At 59.7% G+C, this 17,522-nt stretch carries 15 protein-coding genes; 5 read left to right on the forward strand and 10 right to left on the reverse strand.

Going from position 1 to position 17,522, the window contains the following annotated elements; translation table 11 throughout:
* Positions 1–9: 9 nt before the first annotated feature.
* Both ACZ5YV_RS10655 and ACZ5YV_RS10660 read right to left on the reverse strand, forming a co-directional pair.
* Positions 10–318 carry a hypothetical protein gene (locus ACZ5YV_RS10655; protein WP_464787594.1) on the reverse strand — a complete coding sequence of 103 codons (309 nt, stop codon included), beginning with the start codon at positions 316–318 and terminating at the stop codon, positions 10–12.
* Positions 315–1,334 (reverse strand): LysR family transcriptional regulator, encoded by a 1,020-nt coding sequence (locus ACZ5YV_RS10660; RefSeq protein ID WP_464787595.1) that lies wholly within the window; start codon positions 1,332–1,334, stop codon positions 315–317. The genes ACZ5YV_RS10655 and ACZ5YV_RS10660 overlap by 4 nt, the downstream gene beginning before the upstream one ends.
* Here ACZ5YV_RS10660 and ACZ5YV_RS10665 point away from each other — a divergent pair.
* Positions 1,325–2,268, forward strand: a protein-coding gene (locus ACZ5YV_RS10665) for an IS630 family transposase (RefSeq protein WP_464786945.1) whose coding sequence is annotated in 2 segments (ribosomal slippage) — positions 1,325–1,660 and positions 1,663–2,268 — 942 coding nt in all. Because the reading frame shifts where the segments join, the coding sequence is not laid out codon by codon here. The two genes, ACZ5YV_RS10660 and ACZ5YV_RS10665, sit on opposite strands and share 10 nt — an antisense overlap.
* Before the next feature lie 201 nt (positions 2,269–2,469).
* On the opposite strand, the gene ACZ5YV_RS10670 is transcribed toward ACZ5YV_RS10665, so the two are convergent.
* The 8 genes from ACZ5YV_RS10670 to ACZ5YV_RS10705 all read right to left on the reverse strand — a co-directional run bounded on the left by ACZ5YV_RS10670 (position 2,470) and on the right by ACZ5YV_RS10705 (position 11,705).
* Positions 2,470–3,204 carry an energy transducer TonB family protein gene (locus tag ACZ5YV_RS10670; RefSeq protein WP_464787596.1) on the reverse strand — a complete coding sequence of 245 codons (735 nt, stop codon included), beginning with the start codon at positions 3,202–3,204 and terminating at the stop codon, positions 2,470–2,472.
* Between the two features lie 131 nt (positions 3,205–3,335).
* On the reverse strand, positions 3,336–3,764 hold the full coding sequence (locus ACZ5YV_RS10675) for a YbaN family protein (RefSeq protein WP_464787597.1): 429 nt from the start codon (positions 3,762–3,764) through the stop codon (positions 3,336–3,338).
* Entirely contained in the window at positions 3,742–4,347 is a 606-nt protein-coding gene (locus ACZ5YV_RS10680) for a biliverdin-producing heme oxygenase (RefSeq protein WP_464787598.1), read from the reverse strand. Before ACZ5YV_RS10680 ends, ACZ5YV_RS10675 begins: the two co-directional genes overlap by 23 nt.
* A gap of 44 nt (positions 4,348–4,391) precedes the next feature.
* Entirely contained in the window at positions 4,392–5,900 is a 1,509-nt protein-coding gene (locus ACZ5YV_RS10685; protein WP_464787599.1) for a surface lipoprotein assembly modifier, read from the reverse strand.
* Positions 5,901–5,972: 72 nt separating this feature from the next.
* Positions 5,973–6,752 (reverse strand): Slam-dependent surface lipoprotein, encoded by a 780-nt coding sequence (locus ACZ5YV_RS10690; protein WP_464787600.1) that lies wholly within the window; start codon positions 6,750–6,752, stop codon positions 5,973–5,975.
* A 116-nt stretch (positions 6,753–6,868) separates the two neighbouring features.
* The gene (locus tag ACZ5YV_RS10695) at positions 6,869–9,901 is read right to left on the reverse strand and encodes a TonB-dependent receptor (RefSeq protein WP_464787601.1); all 3,033 of its coding nucleotides are present in this window, start codon (positions 9,899–9,901) and stop codon (positions 6,869–6,871) included.
* 213 nt (positions 9,902–10,114) lie between these two features.
* Positions 10,115–11,062 carry a FecR family protein gene (locus ACZ5YV_RS10700; RefSeq protein WP_464787602.1) on the reverse strand — a complete coding sequence of 316 codons (948 nt, stop codon included), beginning with the start codon at positions 11,060–11,062 and terminating at the stop codon, positions 10,115–10,117.
* 133 nt (positions 11,063–11,195) lie between these two features.
* On the reverse strand, positions 11,196–11,705 hold the full coding sequence (locus ACZ5YV_RS10705; RefSeq protein WP_464787603.1) for a sigma-70 family RNA polymerase sigma factor: 510 nt from the start codon (positions 11,703–11,705) through the stop codon (positions 11,196–11,198).
* 376 nt (positions 11,706–12,081) lie between these two features.
* Between ACZ5YV_RS10705 and ACZ5YV_RS10710 the strand changes: the two genes are divergently transcribed.
* From ACZ5YV_RS10710 to ACZ5YV_RS10725, 4 genes are read left to right on the forward strand one after another with little or no spacing between them, the layout of a single operon-like run.
* Entirely contained in the window at positions 12,082–13,260 is a 1,179-nt protein-coding gene (locus tag ACZ5YV_RS10710; protein WP_464787604.1) for a JmjC domain-containing protein, read from the forward strand.
* Between the two features lie 13 nt (positions 13,261–13,273).
* On the forward strand, positions 13,274–14,533 hold the full coding sequence (locus tag ACZ5YV_RS10715; protein WP_464787605.1) for an HlyD family secretion protein: 1,260 nt from the start codon (positions 13,274–13,276) through the stop codon (positions 14,531–14,533).
* A complete protein-coding gene (locus ACZ5YV_RS10720; RefSeq protein ID WP_464787606.1) occupies positions 14,530–16,740 on the forward strand; it encodes a peptidase domain-containing ABC transporter in 2,211 nt (736 codons plus the stop codon). The genes ACZ5YV_RS10715 and ACZ5YV_RS10720 overlap by 4 nt, the downstream gene beginning before the upstream one ends.
* Positions 16,741–16,743: 3 nt before the next feature.
* On the forward strand, positions 16,744–17,520 hold the full coding sequence (locus tag ACZ5YV_RS10725) for a hypothetical protein (protein ID WP_464787607.1): 777 nt from the start codon (positions 16,744–16,746) through the stop codon (positions 17,518–17,520).
* The last annotated feature ends 2 nt before the right edge of the window (positions 17,521–17,522 follow it).

Raw genomic sequence — 17,522 nt, forward strand, 5'->3', positions numbered from 1 at the left:
CGCCTGCTTTTAATTTCCCATGAACCGCTTGAAGCGATCCCGACCTTCCGCTTCAACGACGGCCTGCTCGGCATGGGCGCACTCGTCGCCCCTTGCCGAGCCTTCCGCACAATGCGCTAAGACTTGCCGAGCTTCGTCCAGATGCGCCGCAAAATATTGCATCCCGCGCGGTGCGGCCGGCGTCTGGGCGGCGGGGGACGAAACCGCGACAACCGCAGTTTGACTGACCGGCACGATTATCCGACGCAGCACGAAGCCCGCGCTGCACCCAATGATCAGCGTGACCAGCACGATGATGAGCGTCCTGCCTTGCGTCATGACGGCTCCTTTCTCGATTGCTCTGACGATGGTTGCGGTGCCGCCGTAGGTGGCAGCGAATAGCGGACGGTCACGAAATCGAGGAATCGGCGCAGCACGGCGTTGTCATTGTCGTCGCGCCAATAGCCGGAGAAGCCGATCCGCACATGCCCGCACCTCTCGTGGACCTCCCGGAACGCCACTCCAGGCACCTGGATGCCAAGCGCAGATTCCACGACGATTGAGAGGCGCCCGCCGAGTGCAATGGCGCTGAGTACCGAATCGCGTCCGATGTCTTCCATGTCGAGCTCCGGCGTGTAACCGGGCATTCCAAGCTTGCCCAAAAGCATGTTGCGCGTCTCCGGGCCGGGATCTCGTTCGGTCAGCAGGAACCGTTCGCCGATCAGATCGGTCCAGTAGATGCGTTCACGCTCAGTCAGCGGATGACTTTCCGGCATCGCTACCAGGATGCGCTCGCTCCATAGTGGCCGACTCGTGAGGCTAGGATAGGGTGCCTCGCCGATCATGATCGCTATATCGAGCAGGCCGCTTTCGATGCCCGCCAGCAGCATCGCGCGGTCCCGCTCGAAGGCGCGCAGTTTTACCTCCGGATGACGCTCGTCGAACTCGCTGAGGGTCGCGCGCAGATTGCCGACAGAGCAAGAGGTGTAGAAGCCTATTGCCAGCCTGCCGGCATGACCATTCTGCGTGGCCCGTACCCAGGCGTTCAGTTCCTCGAATTCCTTCACGATCCGTTGCGCCGTGTGCAGATAAATCTTGCCGTTAGGAGTCAGGGTGGCTCCGCGCGTTCTGCGGTCGAACAGCGTCATTCCAAGCCGTTTCTCAATGTCGATGATATGTCGGCTGAGAGTAGCCTGTTTAATGTTCATGCCGCGGGCGGCCCGGCTGAAGCTCCCTGCCTCTGCGGCGGCAATTAGAGTCTTTCCGATGTTGAATGAATCGTTGGGGATTTCCAGACGGTTGGAAGTGTGATTCAAGGTGGCCACTGGTGAGGAGGCCAGCATGGATGAGGCCATTATCACAGGATTTGCGGGTTCGGTTTTGTCGGGCTCTGGATCGAGGCATGTCGGCGCGGGGGGCTGCGCGGTTGCTGGAGGTGAGCCCGGCCACGGGGGTTCGCTGGGCGCAGTCATGGCGAACGCGCGGGTCTGTTGAGCCGGGCAAGGTCGGCGGTCACATGCTCCCGTTGCTGGCGCGTGAGCGCGAGTGGTTGCTTGCGCGGATCGAGCAGAAGAAGGACCTGACGCTGCACGAGTTGCTGGCCCAGCTGCGTGAAGAGCGTGGTGTGGTGGTCTGCTGCGACACGCTGTGGCGGTTCATGGGCCGCTTGGGCAAGACGTTTAAAAAAAGACGCTCTTCGCCAAGGAACAGGACCGGCCCGACGTCATCCGACGCCGCAACCGCTGGCGCTGGGTCCAGCGCTGGGTAGATCCCAAGCGCATGGTCTTCATCGACGAGACCTGGGCGAAGACCAACATGACCCGCACCCATGGCTGGCATCACCGGGGCGAGCCGCTGATCGACAAGGTGCCGCATGGCCACTGGAAGACGCTGACCTTCATCGCTGGCCTCAGGCATGATGGCATCGTGGCCCCTTGCGTCCTCGATGGCCCGATAAACGGCGAGAGCTTCACCGCGTGGGTCGAGCAGTTCCTGATCCCCGCGCTGGAACCCGGCAGCATCATCGTGGTCGACAATCTCGGCAGCCACAAAGGCAGCCGCGTGCGCAAATTGCTCAAGGCGGCGGGCATCAGGCTGTTCTTCCTGCCGCCCTACTCGCCCGACCTGAACCCCATCGAGGAGATGTTCTCCAAGCTCAAGCGTCTGCTCCGCAAGGCCAACGAACGCACCGTCGAGGCAACATGGCGACGCATCGGAAAACTGCTCGACCACTTCCCGCCCGCAGAATGCGCCAATTACATCCGTGGAGCCGGATATGCCTCAATCTAAGTCAGAAAGACTCTAGGTAGCGGAGCTGACGCAACTCGATCATTTACATAAGACCAGCTACGTCTAGCTTGCCCACTGAAATCATATCAGGACACTCGTCCAAGCACCCGAAACAGTGCGCGTTTAATGGTTGGCCTACGGCGACGTAGCATTCGACAGGGCCGGAATCATGAAGATCGCTGATCGGCACTGAATTTTCCTTCAGTGAAGATAGTATTCCACAGGGACTGACAGTTCGACTTCATCGGGCATATCTACCGGAATATGTGGTAAAGGCTGCGCACGCCGAAGTGTATCAAGGGCGGCACGATCGAGATCGAACGAACCGGATCTCTTTACGATAGCCGATGACAGCACCATACCGGCGCGATTCATTCTGAAGCGAATCGAGACAGTCCCTTGTTGGCGGGCGGCCCGAGCGCGGGCGGGATAGCGGCGGAAGCCTTCCAGATGGGCCAGGATCAAGCCTTCCCAATTGGGGCGGGCGTCATTGGACAATTGGTTGGCGCTCGGCGCGACGACGCTTTTGGGCGCGGTCGTTTCCGGCACGGCGGGGCCGGGATCAACGATTTTTCCCGCCTCTCGCAACTCTGCCGAAACCGTCGGCGCGGCGAACTGCACGAGGGGGATCGGGACCGGCTCGGTGACGGGCTCAAGCTCAGCCTCTTGCTTTTCCACTTGTTCCGGTCCTGGCGCTACGTTGCGGACCGGCTCGGGGGGAGCCGCCAGCGGTTGCAGCTCTATCACTGTCAGCGGCTGAGAGGTGGCCCGCACAGGCTGATAAACGGCCTTCCAGGTGAACAGGACGGCGGCAAGGATCAGCCCAATGATCGAGACAGTCCCGGCAAGGCCGAATAGGCGTATACGCCAGTCCATCGGCTGATCGCAATACCGGCTCTGGCCGCGCGGCATCTCGCCATTTTCCGGTCTCGCCATAGGCGTGGGCAACGTTTTTCCCCGCCGCCGAGGGCTGTCAGCATAATATGTTCGGAAGACGACATGGCCCTCAAAGAGAGAAGTATCATCATTCGCAGCCGCAAACTGCGCCCCGCGATAACCTCCAGGCTTCATCGTGATTCTCCCGGCTCGGGTCGCCGAATGATCCAGATCGCCCAGAACAGCATGAATGCGGCCACGGCGTCGGTCAGCAGCGGGCCGGGCCTGACGTCGAGCCAGAACAGCCCGAACCCCACCGCCATGCCGATGCACGCCGCGATTTTGGCATGGCGCGGCACTGCGCCCTCCGCGCGCCACGCCCGCAACCCCGGCCCGAAGCGAGGATGACCCAGCAACCATGCTTCGAGCCGGGGCGAGGACCGCGCGAAGCAGGGCAGCGCCAGCAGCATGAAATCAGTGGTCGGAAGCAGCGGCACGAAGATGCCGATGAAGCCGATTGCCACCAGCGCCAGGCCCAGGACGAGCCAACCGGCGCGAGTTGTGCGACCGCGCCGGAGCAGGTCGGCGTTGGTGGCCTCAGTCAAGCCGTGCATCGACATGGGCCTGGACCCGCGCGAACGCTTCCAGTGCGCCTTCCTTGGCACGCTTTTCCTCATCCTCGCCCAGTTCGACTGCATCCAGCGCGGCGGTAAATGCGCGCCAGTGGGGAGCCGGGCCTTCGGGCGCGGGCGCAAGATGACGCGCACCGACATCATCGGTCAGCCCGAGCTTCTGTGCTTCCTTGCGCAGCACGGCCGCGCCCATGTTGGACCCTTCGGCGACATAGAGCCAGCCCAGTGCGGTGCCCATGTCCAGCGGATCACAGGCAAGGAAAGCGGGCGGTCCAGACTCCGGTGCTGCAACGCCGAGATCCTCCATGTCCGCCACGACCAGCGGCAAACGGCACCGCTGGACGAGATCCGGAAAAGCTGCCAGTAGGCGCGCATCTGCATAAAGGGCGGCAACGTCGCGGTGGAAGAGATACTGAATCGCTAGAAAATTCTTGTAGCGTTCGATGGTGGCGAAAGATGATGCCGACATGATCGAGCGATCGACGCCCTCATGGACGGTGCTGGTCAGAGCCTTGAGCCGCTTCGCGCGGCTTTGCTCGCCAACGGGAAATTCAGCAGTAATTACGGTCATGGGCGTTTCTCCTATGTAATGTGAAAGGAAGAGCGCGCGGCCGATCAGAAGGCATAGCTGAGCCTAACGCTCGCGGTCGTGCGCTTGTAGGAATAGAGCCAGTCGATATTGCTCTGGACACGGGTGTGCTGGACAACGATTTCGGGAACGAGCGCCCAGACTTTCAGGATGGGCAGACGGGCGATCCCTATGACGTTGAATTGGCGGTCCTTGCGCTGCGCCTCGAACAATTCGCTGTATGCGCGGTGGCGGCGGTAGCGATAGGATCCCATGAGGAAGAGGCTTGCGACATTGCCGAAAGCCTTGTTGATCCCGAGCCGTGCGCCCCATTGGCGATAGGCTTCGACAAGGCTTGGCGTGTCCTTCACAAGGACATCTGGTCCACCGAACACGGTCAAAGTCGGCGTCAGCGAATACCATCCTGTGATAGCAACATCCGTGAGCGGCCCATTTTGCGGAGCAAAAGCCGCATCGCGGTAACGGAAATCCCGGTAATTTCCCTCGACCTTGAAGAGCAACCGCAGCGAGACCGTGTGCGTCCATTCCGCGTTCAGACCTGGCGCGCTGTAGAGCTCCGACGATCCGAGCGAACCGATCTCGAATGAGGGCGAGAGGGAGACGACGTTGCGGGCAGTCTGATATTGATAGCCTAGACGCATGATCGCCGTCGCCTGGGAATAGGCATGATGTTCCGGATAGACGTCGCCGAACAGGATCGCCCGCGCCCGGAGACCGCTATGTCCGCTCAACGGAACATCTCTCGCGAGCGTGCCTTCGAAGTTGACGCCAGCGGCCGCGATCGCGGGCGGAACCTGTCGGTCGACAAGGCAGGTGCCGTCGTCGGTCGCCAAAAGGCAGGTGTAGCTCGCCGACGACTGATTGAGATTGCTGCTGTATCCGGGACCGATAGCAAGACTTCCCTGCCAATTCCGGCGGCGCTTGAGCGCGCCCAGATAGGCATCGACCGTGCCGATCACACCCTGCGCCTGTGGCCCATCATCGGCCAGTAGATCGCGCGCTGCCCGGAAAGCGCTTTCAGCCTCACGATCCTTGTGATCGTCGAAAAGGACGCGTGCGAGTTCCAGCCTACCCGGGACAAAATCCGCCTTTATCGCCAACAGCGCCCGATAATGCCGTTCCGCAGCCGCCAGGTCGCCTTTCTCGCGCGCGAGCGCGCCAAGAGCATATTCGACCAGCATGGGATCATGCCCATCCAGCTTCTGATAGGCGGCGAGAAAACGGCGAACGTCGGGCCACTGTTTGCGCGTCACTGAGATATAGAGAGCTTGCCCGATGTCATCGACAGTGTTGCCAACCGCGTAAGTCTGACCGTCTATGGTCAGCGAAGATGTATCACCGTCGAGCGCTTCAGCATCCTCGATCGCGCGGGATTCCTGGTCAGCGCGCTGGCGATCGAGCTGCTGGTCAAGCCGGAGTCGCGTGTCCTGCCCGCTTGTCGTCTGCGCGTTGGCAGCGGTCGCCCACAAGCTGGCCGCCAGAGCAAGCAACAGCGGCTCGTACGAGATCAAAATGCGAAAAGCTGATATGTCCATGAAGACGCCAGGCCGGATCATTGGTGACGGAGACCGGAGCCCTTTTGGAGGCCCCGGTCCCAACATGGGTGATCAGTTCTTGGTGCCGCCGAAAGCGGTGCTGTACTGGCGGTTCGTACCGCTGAACGCGACGGTGCCCGCCAGCGCATTGACGTTCGAACCGAAGAAACGGCCACTCACCACACCGCTGGAGGCCAGCGGTGTACCACCGGCGCCGGTCGCGCTTCCGCCAGCGCCCGCGAAGGTGCCGCCGGAGGTGATGGTCGCCGTGCCGATGTTCACGCCATAGGTTCCGCCAGCATTCGCCAGGCTGCCCGTGAGCGTGCCGCCGCTGCCGGTGAACGATGCATTGAACGTGCCGTTCAGAATGCCCTTGCCCTGATAGTCGCTGATGCCCTTGACCGAGTAGCTGGCCGAGCCGCTGGACGGGACTGAGGTCGATGCCCCTGTGCCACCATAGTAGACGGTGTGATCGCCGGCGGTGACGCTCGCAGTCTGCTTCCACTCACCAAAATAGATATCATAGCCGCTTACCTTGGCGAAATCGAAGCGGCCATATTGGCTGTGATCGGTCACAGTGCCGGTGACTGCGGTGAAAGTGGTTACGCCGTTGGCGTCCGTCCCAAGGACGCTCTGCAGGCCCTGGAAATCGATATACTGGCCTGAGGCGAGATTGGGCACATGGATGCCAACCTTGCCAGCGGTGTGTGGGCCGCCCACGACCGTGCTAGCGGCGATCGTCACCTTGGAGGAATCACTGGTTCCGCCGACGACCTGAGCCTGAGCGGCACCAGCCATTGCGCTCGAGAGGGCGAGTGCCAGACCAAGAGCTTTGAGATATGCGAAGTTCATACTATTCTCCTGCTTGTTGGAGCGCCCGACCGTTCGAGCGCGTTCATCCAGGGTCGTCACCAGCATCCCGGTCTTGTGAGGATTGATGGACGTGAGTGGCGGCCCTGAAGCTCGCCTCAGAACCTCCCTGTCAGGCTGAACCGCACCGTCCGGCCCGGAGCGGGCAGCATGGAGCGTGACAGAGGGTCGAGATAATAGCGGTTGTTGAGATTGAGGCCCGATAGCTCCGCGCTGAAGCGGTCGCTAATCCTGAACTTAGCATAAGCATCAAGGGTGATGATCTCGCCCCAGGTATAGGGGATGTTGAGGAAGCATCCGCCGATGCAGTCTTCGGGATTGGTGAATTCCGCGAGTTGCGGATTGTCATAACCAGCGTACCAGGTGAAACGCCCGCCGACTTCGAGCCTGCGATCGAAGAAACGCCCGCCGACGGTCCAGTTGACCGTATCCTCCGGCGTAGCCTGCGTGAGCAGGAAGCCCGAGAGGAAGCCATATTTGACGCAATCCGGAACGCGCCCGCGCGACGCATCCAACTGTGTGGCGACGCTTTCGTCACAAGCCTTGTTGGTGGTCATGTGGCTGGCGCTGAGGTCGGTGAAGAAGCTGCCATTGTCGAAGCGCGCCTGCAGCTCGAATCCGGCGACCACCTGCTTCTCGATGTTGCTGAACATCAGGTTGGTGCTTCTCTCGATCACATTGCGCGTGGTGTTGTGGAACCAGGTAAGCTTGAGATCAGCATGCTGACCTTCACCGAGGCGAAACAGCGGCCGAAGATCCTGAATCCAAGCAGCTTCCCAAGAACGGATATGCTCGGGCTTCAGATCGCGCTGCGGGTTGATCGAGGCCGAGAAACCGATGGTACTCTCGAACATGCTGGGGAAGCGATAGGCCTCAGCGTATCGGACATAGGCCCGACTCGCGGTGCTGATATAGGCGGTGGCAGACACCGTCGGCGCCCAGCCATGGCCGGATTTACGTTTGGCCTCCGTGACGGGAATGAACGTGTTGTTCGCTATTGCGATGCATGTTCCCGAATAATTCGCAACGCCGCTCAGTGAGCCATTGAGGCAGATATTATCAGCTCGCCTGAACCCACCCTCAGCATCTGGAGTCCAGTCAGGACCGTTGTGAGTTATGTTGAAAGGTATGTTTGGATCATAGTCTGCTACAAAAGCGGGAAGGAAAGCTTCGATATCTTCGGAAGAAAAGCCAAAGCCAGCGAGTTGGTTACGCCAATAAGTCTCATAATCGGCGAAGCTGGAGCCGACAGTCTGATAGGATGTGCTCCAGCTCGTCGTAACTGGTCGGCTGATCGACCCGCCCTGTCGCCTTAGATATTCCGGCAGGAAGTCGTCTTCAGCCCAGTATCCGGAGTATGACAGACCAGCATTGAGCTTGAGGAAACTCGTCGGCCGCCACTCACCGCTGACGTTGATGCGATACTCCTCGCGCCGCCCAGCGCGAGGCAACTGCCGCCAGCCATTAGCCGCAGCGGTCGAATATTCGTCGCCGGAGCGGAGCCGCTCGTGCTGCCAGTTTCCTTCCACAAGAAAGCTCAGCTTTGACGACAGATTGAACTGGTTGCTGGCGGTGAAGCCGTACCGGTCATTGTCGGAGTTCGAGATCGCCGTGTTCTGAATGATCGGATCGGCGAAGGACGCCGCATTGGGGAAACCGCCCGAGCTATAGGTGTCGCTGACCGTATCGGTGGCCCAGGCCGTGGCGCGGAAATCGATCCAGCGGCTGTCCGGCTGCCATTTATATTCGGCGTTATAGGCCTGCGCATGCACTTTGCTGAGCGGCCACTGGACATTCCCGAACGTAGGGCCGCGCACCGTGAAGATGCGCGATGGCAGAATATCGCCAAAGGTCGACTTGCTGTCGCGGAAGCCGAGTTGCATCGCCTGATCGTCCGCGATGCGCCACGTCGCCTTGAACAGGAAGGATTCCAGCTTGCTCGAGGTGTTAGGGACCTCATTGCCGGGCTCATAGTTGAGCCCCAGCTTGCGGACGAATGTGTGTGAATTGAGCGGGAGATCTTCTTGGCTGTAATAGCCGGGAGCCGTCTCGCCGGAAAAATAGTTGCCGCGCTCACGGAAGGCATAGGCGCCGAAGAGATCGAAATTGCCTGCCCGGCCCGCCACAGCCAGGCGGATCGCGCGGTCGCCAGCCGAAAAGGACTCGTTGTCATCGGGCGTGTGCAGGTTTACCCGCAGCGAGGGGTCGCAAAAGGCATAGGTCGGCGATGCGCCGATGCCTGAGCAGACAAAATCAGGGATCGTCCGATAGTCTAGGCCGGTGATCAGCGTCGGCAGCCGCGGATTGGTCGAATTATTGCCGCCCTCGAGCCTCAGCTCGATTCCGAAATTCTTGTCGGGCTGGAGGATGTCGGCCGCATCGAGCGTGTTGATGACGATAGCGCCGCCCGTGGAGCCGTTGACTCCCCGCGTCGAAACCGGCCCCTTCAAAACCTGAAGGCCGGAAATCAGGCTGGGATCGACATAGCTGCGATTGCTTGCACCATTGTAGCCGCGCCAAACGGTCAGAGCCTGTTCCGTGCCGTCGATGATGACGGGCACGCGCCCCGGCCCCTGGATGCCGCGAATGCTGGGATCCAGAGCCCCGCCGTTGCGCGCATCGCCGCTGAACACGTTGACCATACCCTTGAGCACATCGGCGGTGTTAACGCCCTTGTAGCGCTCGACCTCTTCCTGGCCAGCATAGGTGGACGAAATGTCCTGATCATATATGGCGTCCTTCCGCCGAGCATCGCGCTCAGCACCAGTTTCAGAAGCAGCGGTTTCGACGGGCGCACCCTCGACACGAAGAGAACCAAGGAAGATGGTGTCGGACCGAGGTTGATCGACTGCAATGACCGAGACCTTGCGCAACGAAACGATCCTGCCCTCGATGTGGGCCGCCAAACCGGTGGAGGCAAGAAGATGCTGGAGCGCTTGCGAAGGCGTCATCGTGCCCTGAACGCCTGGGGACGAGAGGCCCCGAACTTGATCGGCATCCATGCTGACCTGCAGCCCCGACTGCCGCCCGAAATCTGTCAGCGCATCGACAACAGGCTGCGGCGCTATGTCGAACGCGCGCGCGCGCTCCGGCGCGGCCGACTGCGCCTGAGTCACGGTCGGCGCACTCACTCCAGCGACCGCCGCCGAAGCGAGCAGTGCCCCAGCCCAAAACGGGCGGCTTCCGAACTTCCTGCAGTTACTCCCCGAACTCACCTAACCCACCCCCGCATCGACGTTGACCACCAACTAAATCGCTATTGCGATGCAGTTGCATAACTTCAACGTTTGAACGCCGCCTCATTCCGGAAAAAATGAAGGGAGAGGGAATTTTCTTGTGCTGGCTTAGCCGATGGTGACGATCCGCAGCCAAGGAGACACTCGTGAAATCGTCACATTGTGCGCTCGCCTCAGCGCCTCCAGCGCCAGATCGGGATCGCGCAGATCATAGAGGCCGCTGACCCGCCGGTTCTTCAACCCAGGCCCTCTCGCAACGATGTAGCCCTTATACCAAGGCCGGATCTGATCGATGACGTCCCCGATCGGCTGATCGTTGACGATTGCCACCCCCTCACGCCAAGACGCGACCCTGTCCGGTCTGATCGTGCTGCGTGATGCAGTGCCTTCACTTATCCATACTGACTGACCCGCAATCAGCACGACACGGCGAGGTGACGCAGCATCGCGCGTTTCCACCGCCACACGTCCTCGTTGAACCGCGACGGCGGTGTTGCTGCCTATCTTTTCGACGGAAAAGGCCGTGCCGAGGACCGTCACCCGACTATCCCCTGCCACGACGCGGAACGGCCGCGCTTCGTCATGCGCGACATCAAACCAGGCTTCGCCTTGCAGCAGATCCAGCCTTCTCCCCTTCGCGTCACCGGTAAAGGCGATAGCCGTCGACGGAGCGAGATGGGCAATGCTACCATCCTTGAGCCTGACCACACGCAGTTCGGCGGTTCGAGTGATCTCATCCGAGCGCACCCAAAGCGAAAGGTCGGGTGCAACGGACCACGCGAAGCATGCCGCCAGTGCCAGTCCCGCGAAATTCCTGACGCGCCCCAACCTTGGAAGCCAAGCTCGATGCCTCGACAGCGACGGTGGCGTGCTCGCGCGTAAAGGACCGGCGACCGACATCAACCCCGACACATGCACGGTCTCCTCCCATGCGGCGAGGTGCGCGGGGCTGGTGGCGAGCCAATCTATGAATTGGGCCTGCAGTGCCTCATTGTCCGGCTCATCCTCGAGCTGAACCAGCCAAGCGGTGGCCTGGCGACTGAGATCGCTCCCCATTGGGTCCACCTCCTTTTCCCCAGTCATCCTGTTTCCAGCATTTTCCATGTGAGCAGACCGCGCGCGGCTTCCATCGCTTTATGCATTTAACGAACGAGACTCCCACATTTCCGGAAATTTATCGGAGAATGGCTCAATGGCGCCGCCGCAGGGCCTTCTTGCAGAATTCAACGGCCTCAATCACCAGTTCCGAGGCGAGGCTCTTCGATATGCCAAGCTCCTGCGCTATCTCAATCAACTTCATTTCCTCGAAGCGGTGCATTTCGAATGCCCGGCGGGTCCGGACCGGTAATTGTCCCAGGGCTCTGTATAGCATGGCGAGTTCATCCTTCGCTTCCGTGCTCGCTTGCTGGGAGGGTTCGTCGCTCGGTACAAGCTCGGTCGCAACGGTTGCTTCGGTTGTGAAGATACGACTTTCACGTCCATCCCGCCGCTGCCTGTCCAGCGCAAGGTTATGGACTATCCGGAAAAGATAGCCGCTCGGTTCTTCAAGGGTGCGCGAGCTAGCGGTCGCGCGGAAGCGCAACCAGGCGTCCTGAACCACATCTTGCGCTTCTGCAGAATCGCCAGTGATCCGCGTTGCGTAACGGAGAAGGTCCGCTTGAGCTGCAAGAAATACCTGAAGGCTATCGATTTTAGACACCCAACACGACGCCCCTACCTTGCGACGATACCAACCAGCGCGAGTAGCATTATCTTTGTTGCGAACCAATCGCAAATCCCCGAAGCCACGCTGGCCCTGTCTTCGAGGCCAACAAATTTCGGCAGGACGGACCGGCCGCAGGGGGCAATTATGATAGTTCATTCGATGCGGCATAAACAACGAACAACTCGCCTGAAATTCCGGGACTTTATTGTCCGAAGCGAAATTAAATGGAGTTGACCGCAACCAGACATAATATAGCATTTCCCACAACATGGACGCGCTTCAAACCCATGATTCAGTTTAAATTATTATACCGATTAATGAAAGTAATATATTTATAATAATACTAAAGAATAAGTGCTTGGGGGTAGAAATGTTTAATTTCGGTTTGAACCGAAGGGAATTTCGTGAAGAATTATTCGAACGGAAGCCTTGGCTCGTACGTCAGTGCTTTGATCCGTCACCCTTCAGTTGGTCGACAATCGATGCAGCACTGGATCTTCAGGATCCTACCCGAGAGCTTTTAAAAGTGCTCCATAATGGCCGCGTCGATCCGTCCCACTATGTCGAAGAATATGTGGACATTGGGATCAGGACTCGCCGGGTTCGTAAGGAGCGGCTTTATGAGATGATGTCCAAGGGCGCTACCGTCGTGCTGAACCGGATCGAACTCGTCTCGCCTATTGTCAGGGAGGTTTGCACCGAGATCGGCCGCTTTGTAGGCGCTCAGACGACATCCAACGCTTACGCATGTCTGGGCGGCGAGCCGGCGACCAACGTCCATTGGGATACGCATGACGTCTTCGTCTTGCAGATCGGCGGCAGCAAACATTGGCGGATCTACGAGCCCACCCACCCCCTTCCTATCAGCAGCCAGGTCAGCAACGATCGCAAGGACGAGCTTCCCAGCGCACCGGTGATCGACGAGATACTGCAAGCAGGCGACGCACTATATGTGCCCCGGGGTTGGTGGCACAAGGTCGAGCCGGTGGCCGGCAGCGATACCCTCCACCTGACGGTGGCGATCCACACGCCGTTGATTCTCGATTATTTCGTCTGGGCCTGCGGCTCGGTCCTGCCCGGCCTTCTCGAGGTTCGCCATGCGGTGATGGGCGATGCGCAAGATCCCCGCCATGTGGCCGAAGCCGTGTCGGCGGTCAGCGAGGCGCTAATGCACCCCGCCACCCTGGAGGCCTTCTATGCTCGTTCGCGCCAACGTGAGCGCCTGGTTTCCCCATTCAATATCGCAGATCTCCTCAAGCAGGCCGAAACGCCGCTCTCCGCCGGCACCCGGCTGATGCTGAATACGCGCCACGCCGATGGTAGCGCCGAGCGGTTTGACGTGAATGGAGCACCGTTACAGCTCATGGGCGATCATCACCGTGTCGTACTCGTTCTCGCGCGCTACACAGTGCTCGATCTGGATGGCCTTCAACAGGAAATGCCGGACGTTGAACCCGCAAGCTTGGAAGCCGTAATCCGCGACCTGGCGAAGGCCGACATCATTCAGATCGCCGTGCCGCAGACAACCCCGATCCCTGCCTTCGCATAACGGGGGCGTTGCCATGACCGTCGCAACGGCGAACAATCTATTCCGGGAGCAGGTGACTGAACGGCGGCGTCAGCGTCTCTACGGCGATGTCGTCCTGTCCGACAGCCGCATGAGTTCTCGCCTTGTCATAGCAATTGGTGTGATCAGCCTTTCGTTGATTGCCTGGGCAACGACCGCGACTTATCCCCGAACAGAGGCCGTGCCCGGCGTGGTCATAACGTCCCAGCCTTCCGCCAAGGTTTTCGCACTCCGAACCGGCGTAGCGGAGCGCGTCTTCGTGCGCGAGGGCTCAGCCGTACGCCGTGGTCAGCCCCTCGCCTTCATCGGCGTCGACATGCGTGACGAGGAGCGGCGCGGAGCCGCCAAGGACAGTCTCGCAGCACTCACCGACCAGACGGATAGCGTCAAGGCGCAGATGCAAGCCGCGCACGACGCGCTCTCCTCCGAACGTGAGAAATTATCCGCCTCGCTCGAGACCAACGCTGGGGAACAGGACACACTGCGCGAGCAGTCGGTTATACAGGCAGCCATCATCCGGTCGAAGGAAGAGGAACTCAGACGGATCACGCCCGTCGCCGAGAAAGGTTTCATCAGCCAGATGGACATGGATCGGCGGCGGCAATCCTTGCTGGCTGAACGGCAGCGCGCCGAGCAGATCAAGCAGCAGCTCGTTCAACTCGCCACCAGGCGTAACGAGACGGCCGCGCAGTTGCGCCGGCTGCCCATGGATGAGCTGCGCCAGCGAGCGGAATTGCAAGGCGAACTCGGCTCCCTGTTCCAGCAGCGTTCGCGCGCCAAGGTTGATGTCGGTTACACGATCCTTTCGCCCGTTGACGGTCGGGTCACAGCCCTCCAGGCCTCACCAGGACGCAGCGTAGATCCTCGCATGCCGCTGCTGAGCGTCCTGCCGCAACGATCGACTTTCCAGGTGCAGCTCTATGCACCGTCCAAGGCAGTGGGGTTCATCCGAGTGGGGCAGCAAGTGCGCATCTCCTATGATGCCTTCCCCTACAAACAGTTCGGCACGTTTGCCGGGACCATCACCTCAATCTCGCGGACCGCCTATGCGCCCGGCGAAATCGACGTGCCGGTGAAGATTGAGGAGCCGGTGTACCCCATCCGCGTGCGCCTCGCCAATGAGACGGTGCCCGCCTTTGGCAGCCCTGTGCCGCTCCAGTCCGGCATGACCTTGCAGGGTACGGTGATCCTGGAGCGACGGTCTTTCGTGGACTGGCTGCTGCAGCCGCTTAATTCGGTGAGAAAGCGGACATGAGCGGCAGCGGTTTTCTCTTCGGGCATGACAAATATGTCCGTCAGGCGGAGGGTGGCGAATGCGGGCTTGCCTGCCTGACGATGGTCGCGCGCCATTATGGCGATAAGCGAGACCTATCCGCTTGGCGCCGCCGTTTCCCACTATCGACCCGTGGTAGCTCGCTCAAGGATCTGATTGCGATCGCCGATCAGATGGGATTTCATAGTCGCGCGCTGAAAAGCGACATAGCTTCACTCCAGCAACTCTCGCTGCCTGCGATCCTGCATTGGGACCTCAACCATTATGTCGTGCTCGATCAGGTGCGGCCAGGCCTGCGCGGTACGCGATATTCGGTTCTCGACCCTGCAAAGGGCATGCTGCTCCTAGACGAGGCGGCACATTCGGGCCACTTCACCGGCATCGTTCTGGAATTGACACCAAGCACGGCCTTTACACCGGTGGTCAAGCGCACCCGCTTGCACCTCAGCCAGCTATGGTCGCGCATCCGGGGATTGGGGCCGGCGCTGACGCGGATACTGGCCCTGTCGATCATCATGCAGATCGTAACGCTCGTCGTGCCCTTCTACACGCAACTGGCGATCGACACCGCCCTCCCCGGCTCCGACTTTGATCTTCTCAATATCATCGCCACTGGCTTTGCCGGCATTCTCCTCCTGAACGCGGCCGCGATGTGGGTGCGAAGCCGCCTTGTCCTCAGCCTCAGTAACAGCCTGAGCATCCAGACAGCGGTGAACCTGTTCCGCCATGCCATCCACCTGCCGACTGCATGGTATGAGAAACGGCACCTGGGTGACGTGACGTCCCGCTTTTCCTCGCTTCAGCCAATCACGGATTTACTGACCCGAGGGTTGGTAAGCTCGGTCGTCGACGGCGCGTTGGCAATGGCCACGATTTGCCTGATGATCGTCTTCTCGCCGATCCTAGCGAGCCTCACTGGCGGCGTGGTGTTCATCTACGCGCTTCTGAAGCTCGCGTCGTTCAAGTCGATGAAGTTCGCCAACGCCAATGTGCTGACCGCCCAGGCGTTGGAGACATCAGCCTTCATTGAGAATATTCGCGGCATCTCTGCGATCAAGATGTTCTGCCAGGAAGGCAATCGCCAGCGCCAGTGGCAAAACAGGAAGGCTGACGTCGTCAACGGCACGATCAGGCTGGGTCGTCTGACGGGCAGCTTCGACACGGCAAACAGCTTCATCGTCGCCATAGAGAATTTGCTGTTCATCTATGTCGCGATCCGCATGGTGCTGAGTGGATCGATCACGCTTGGTATGGTCTTCGCCTTCCAAGCCTATAAGCAGAGCTTCATAGGAGCCATGACGCGGCTGATAGACCAGTTGCTGAACTATCGTCTACTGGATGTCCATCTCGACCGCATCTCCGACATCGCGCTGGAGCAGCGCGAACCGGAAGAGGGAAGCGCCCCGCTCTCCCAGATCGGTGTTATCGAGCTGCAACATGTGACATTTTCCTATGGTTTTGGGCAGCCGCCTGTCCTCAAAGGGGTGTCGCTTCGCATTGAGCCGGGCAAAACAACGGTGCTCGTTGGACCTTCCGGCGCGGGTAAGACGACGTTGTTCAAGATACTGTGCGGCCTACTGCAACCAACGTCGGGGGGGATGCTGATCGACGGCATTCCGATCCAGGAATTCGGTGCTCGCAACTACCGCATGCACCTGGGCGCCGTTAGCCAGGAGGACACGCTGTTTGCTGGGTCTCTGGCAGAGAATATCGCCTTTTTCGACCCAGACTATGACATGGACCACGTCATCGATTGCTGTCGTCGTGCCGCCATCCACGACGACATCATGCGCATGTCGATGAAGTACGAGACCTCCGTGGGCGATATGGGATCGAACCTCTCAGGCGGCCAGAAACAGCGCGTGCTGCTCGCGCGCGCGCTTTATCGCAACCCCGGCGTGCTGATGCTCGATGAAGGCACAGCTCATCTCGACGTCACCACGGAGAGCCGGGTGGTCGAAGCGATCAAACAGCTTGGCGGCACGCGCATTCTCGTAGCGCATCGTCCTGAAACGATCAGGATGGCCGACATCATCTACCAGATTGTCGATGGTCAGGCGATCCGAGTGGTTCCTCAGGCAGTCGATGAGAGGAGTTCCAACGTGGCGGCTTCATCAGATCACGAAGCCACAGATACGGCAATATTCGCAAGCGGCGAGCGAGAGCTCATCATCCAACAAAGGAGATAGACTATGCGGCATTTTAGCGGCGAATTCGAAGGCATTCGCCTCCTCATGCTGGACGAACTCGATATGATCTCGGGCGGAGATGGGGAAGACACGGACGATGTGCCGCAACCGCCACCCCCAGCAGACGCTGATGACATCGTCGTAACAGCTAGGCGATATCACTCTAGCTGGACGCCAACTTCTGGCGGAGGCTATTCCGGCGGTGGATCGGGTTCTGACGGCCCTCCCACGGACCGAAACCTCTGCCCCGGCAATGGGCAATGGGATCCTAGCTTAGGGAACGCCCCAGCGGTTCCGGCCAACTGGAATTATCATCTAGACTGGACTGCGGATAAGCTTGCAGCTTCCTTAGAGTGGCAAATCAAACAGCAACCAGATTATGCAAACCGAGAATATGCTGGCTTTATTTGGTCCGATGGCAACGGAGGCTTACATACATCCAACCTAGCAATAGGAGAAGGCGGTACCGTTGATTTTAGCAGATATACTCCGCAACAGTTAGGGTTTAGTAACTGGAACCAAGTCGTAGGAATAGTTCATAACCATCCCCATTCCTTCGGTCCATCTGCACAAGACATGACCCAACTAAAATATTTTGCTGACCTCGCGGGCGGGCCTGATTCAAGCCAAGTCAGAACTTACATTTCGACATCTTCTGGTCTTCAGGAATACAACTATCTGGGCGCTAACGTGCTAGCTAACAACACGTTACAGGAAGCGCAAAGCGCTGCAAGACGTGCTCAACAATCTGGAAACTACCATCCCGAGAAAGGATGTTAGTG

Source organism: Sphingobium sp. TomTYG46 (assembly GCF_055396345.1).